This window comes from Actinomadura logoneensis (genome assembly GCF_003428695.1).
GTDB classification, from domain to species: domain Bacteria; phylum Actinomycetota; class Actinomycetes; order Streptosporangiales; family Streptosporangiaceae; genus Spirillospora; species Spirillospora logoneensis.
Window position 1 is genome coordinate 1 of sequence record NZ_QURH01000696.1, and the last position, 2,923, is coordinate 2,923.

The following is a 2,923-nucleotide window of genomic DNA, read 5'->3' on the forward strand; positions in this document are numbered from 1 at the left end:
CGGCCCGCCGGCGTTGACGGTGCCGCCGCGCGCCTCCTCGCCCGCGCCCCGCTCGACCGGCAGCGGCTCGCCGGTGAGCGTCGACTCGTCCAGGACGGCCGGGCCGGCCTCGATCCGCCCGTCCACCGGCACCACCTCGCCGGCCCGGACCTGCAGCCGGTCGCCGGGCCGCACCTCGGCGACGTCGACGGTCGTGACGCCCCCGGCGTCCTCGCGGTGCGCGACGCGCGGCGCCAGCGACAACAGCGCGCCGAGGTCCTTGCGGGCCCGCCGCCCGGCGCGGCGCTCCAGCGCCTGCCCGCCGGTGAGCATCACCCCGATCACCGCGCCCGCCAGGTACTCGCGGGTGGCGAGGGTGCCGGCGAGCGCGAGGACGGCGATCACGTCGGTGCCGACGCTGCCGCGGCGCAGGCCGACCAGCACCCACCACACGGCCGGGACCAGCGCCACCACCGTCACCGCCGCCCAGACGGCGTCGGCGGCGCCCCGCGCGCCGAGCCACCAGGCCGCGCCGCCCGCCGCGAGCCCGCCCAGCGTCAGGACCAGCATCACCTCGTCCCGCAGACCCCACAGCCGGCGGGCGGCGCTCTGCAGCGGTGTCACCATGGCCAGTCCCCTTCCGGCCGTCTTCCCACTCCCGTCACCATCATCCCCCACGGGGGCCGGACGCCTGCGGGCGGGCCATGCCCGAGGACGCCGCCCGGGCCGTCCGGCGGTCCTCCGGGGAGGAGGCCGGGAACGGCCGGTCAGTCGCGGCGGCGGAAGGCCGCGCGGTAGTCGCGGGGGCGCTGCCCGGTGTGCCGGGCGAACAGGGCGGCGAAGGTCCCCGGGTCGCGGTAGCCGACGGCGGCGGCGACGCCCGCGACGGTCCGGTCGGTGGTCTCCAGCAGGTGGCGGGCCCGCCGGACGCGGGCCGCCTGGAGGTAGGCGAGCGGGCTCTGGCCGGTCTCCTCGGCGAAGCGGCGCAGCAGCGTCCGGGTGCTGACGTTGAACACGGCCGCCAGCGCGGCCAGGTCGTACCGGGCGGCGAGGTTCTGGTCGAGTTCCCGCATGACCCGGCGGGCGAACCCATCGCCGGGCCGGGGCAGGAGCCGCGCGTCCACGTAGGGCGTCTGGGACGAGCGCGCGTCGTCCAGGAGCGCCATCCGCGCGGTCGTGCGCGCGACCCCGCTCCCGCTGTGCCGCCGGATCAGCCCCAGGGCGAAGTCGTACATGGCGCTGAACGCCGCCGTGGTCGTCACGCCCCGGTCGGTGACGACCAGGCGGTCGGGCCGGACGTCGGCACCGGGGCAGCGGCGGGCCAGTTCTCCGGCGAAGAGCCAGGCCGTGGTGGCCTGCCGTCCGTGCAGCAGCCCGGCCTCGGCGAGCAGGAACGCGCCGACGCAGATGGAAACGACGGCGGCGCCCGTGGCGGCGTGCGCGCGGACGACGGCGACCTCGGCGGTGAGGGCGGCGAGCCTGGCGTCCAGGTCCAGGCCGGGCAGCAGCTCGAAGCCCGGGACGACCAGGACGTCCACCTCGCGCGGTGCGGTGACGGCCAGCGCCACGCCGCCCGACGCGGCGACACGGCGGCGGGGCGAGACCACCGACACCTCGAAGCCGGGCCGGTGCGGACCGGCGACGTGCGCGGCCATCGTCAGCAGGTCCGGGACGCCGAACACCTCCGACGCGAAACAGCCCGGATAGGCCAGGACACCGACCCGCAGCGCGCTCATCGGCCCTCCTCCCGCCGGACGGCCGTCCGGCAGCCGCCGCCGATGGCGAGATTACCCCGATACATGGCGATCCGGCCTCTCGTGCGCCGAGGGTCGTCCGCGCGACGCTGGCTGCCATGAGCACCGCCGAAGACCAGCGCGACGACCCGATCACCGACTTCTCCCGCCGGACGGTGGACGTGGACGGCGTCGAGAAGACCGTCCACACCGCCGGATCCGGACCGGCCGTCGTCCTCATGCCGGAGATGCCGGGCATCAGCCCCGACGTCCTGCGCCTCGCCCGGTGGATCCGGGACGCCGGTTTCACCGTGTACGTCCCGTCCCTGTTCGGCCGGGACGGCGCGTACCCCACGGTCGAGGACGGCAGGGACGTCATCCGCCGCGCGTGCGTCAGCGCCGAGTTCCGCGCGTTCGGCGGAGGCGGCACCAGCCCCGTCGCGGTGTGGCTGCGGGGACTGGCGCGCCGCGCCCACGCCGAGTGCGGCGGCCCGGGGGTCGGCGCGATCGGCCTCTGCTTCACCGGCAACTTCGCCCTCACCATGGCCCTCGAACCGGCGGTCGTCGCGCCCGTCGTCAACCACCCCTCGCTGCCGCTGGACGACCCCGCCGGACTGGAACTCGGCGAGGACGACGCGCGGGCGATCCGCGACCGCGTCGAACGCGACGGGCTGACCGTCCTCGCCTACCGCTTCGACGACGACCGCTGGTGCACCGGCCGGCGCTTCGCCGCCTACCGCGCGCTCCTCGGCGACGCCTTCGACGGCCGCGTCCTGTCGGGCGACGCGGCCAACACCGACCCGCCGCCGTTCTTCCGCGACGTGGTGCAGACCCCGCACAGCGTCGTCACCGCCCACCTGGTCGACCGGGAGGGCCATCCGACCGTGCGGGCCAGGGCCGAGATCCTGGCCTTCCTGACGGATCGCCTGCACCCGTCCGTGCCCCACGAGCCCTTCGCCGCTGCCCGCCCGGCGCGCCCCTGACTGATATGCCCGTTGACCGAAGGAAGCTCTTCGTGTCTGCACAGTTACAAAGAGTTCGCCTCTGGGGAAGAACGCTGCGAAGGTCTCGCCCATGAGGAGTTGGTATGAAACGTCCCATCACCCGGCTCGCGACCGGCCTGCCGGCCGCCGCCGTCCTCGCGGTCGCCCCGGCCGCACCGGCGGCGGTCGCTTCCGGCACGACCGCCCCGGCCGCGCTCGGAGCGACCG

The 2,923-nt window shown here is 76.3% G+C and carries 3 protein-coding genes; 1 reads left to right on the plus strand and 2 read right to left on the minus strand.

Annotated features, from left to right (window positions below; genetic code table 11):
• Nucleotides 1–606: P-type ATPase (locus DZF91_RS25805; RefSeq protein ID WP_456236657.1), on the minus strand; the 606-nt coding region annotated here is incomplete at its 3' end.
• Between the two features lie 140 nt (nt 607–746).
• Nucleotides 747–1,715, minus strand: coding sequence for a GlxA family transcriptional regulator (locus tag DZF91_RS25810; RefSeq protein ID WP_117359795.1), 969 nt, complete (start codon nt 1,713–1,715; stop codon nt 747–749).
• A gap of 116 nt (nt 1,716–1,831) precedes the next feature.
• On the opposite strand from DZF91_RS25810, the gene DZF91_RS25815 reads away from it, so the two are divergent.
• A complete protein-coding gene (locus DZF91_RS25815; RefSeq protein WP_117359796.1) occupies nt 1,832–2,695 on the plus strand; it encodes a dienelactone hydrolase family protein in 864 nt (287 codons plus the stop codon).
• Nucleotides 2,696–2,923: the final 228 nt, after the last annotated feature.

What these genes read in the sequence shown, in the direction of transcription:
- DZF91_RS25810 (WP_117359795.1), bottom strand. Translation starts at nt 1,715, where the DNA reads ATGAGCGCGCTGCGGGTCGGTGTCCTGGCCTATCCGGGCTGTTTCGCG.
- DZF91_RS25815 (WP_117359796.1), top strand. Translation starts at nt 1,832, where the DNA reads ATGAGCACCGCCGAAGACCAGCGCGACGACCCGATCACCGACTTCTCC.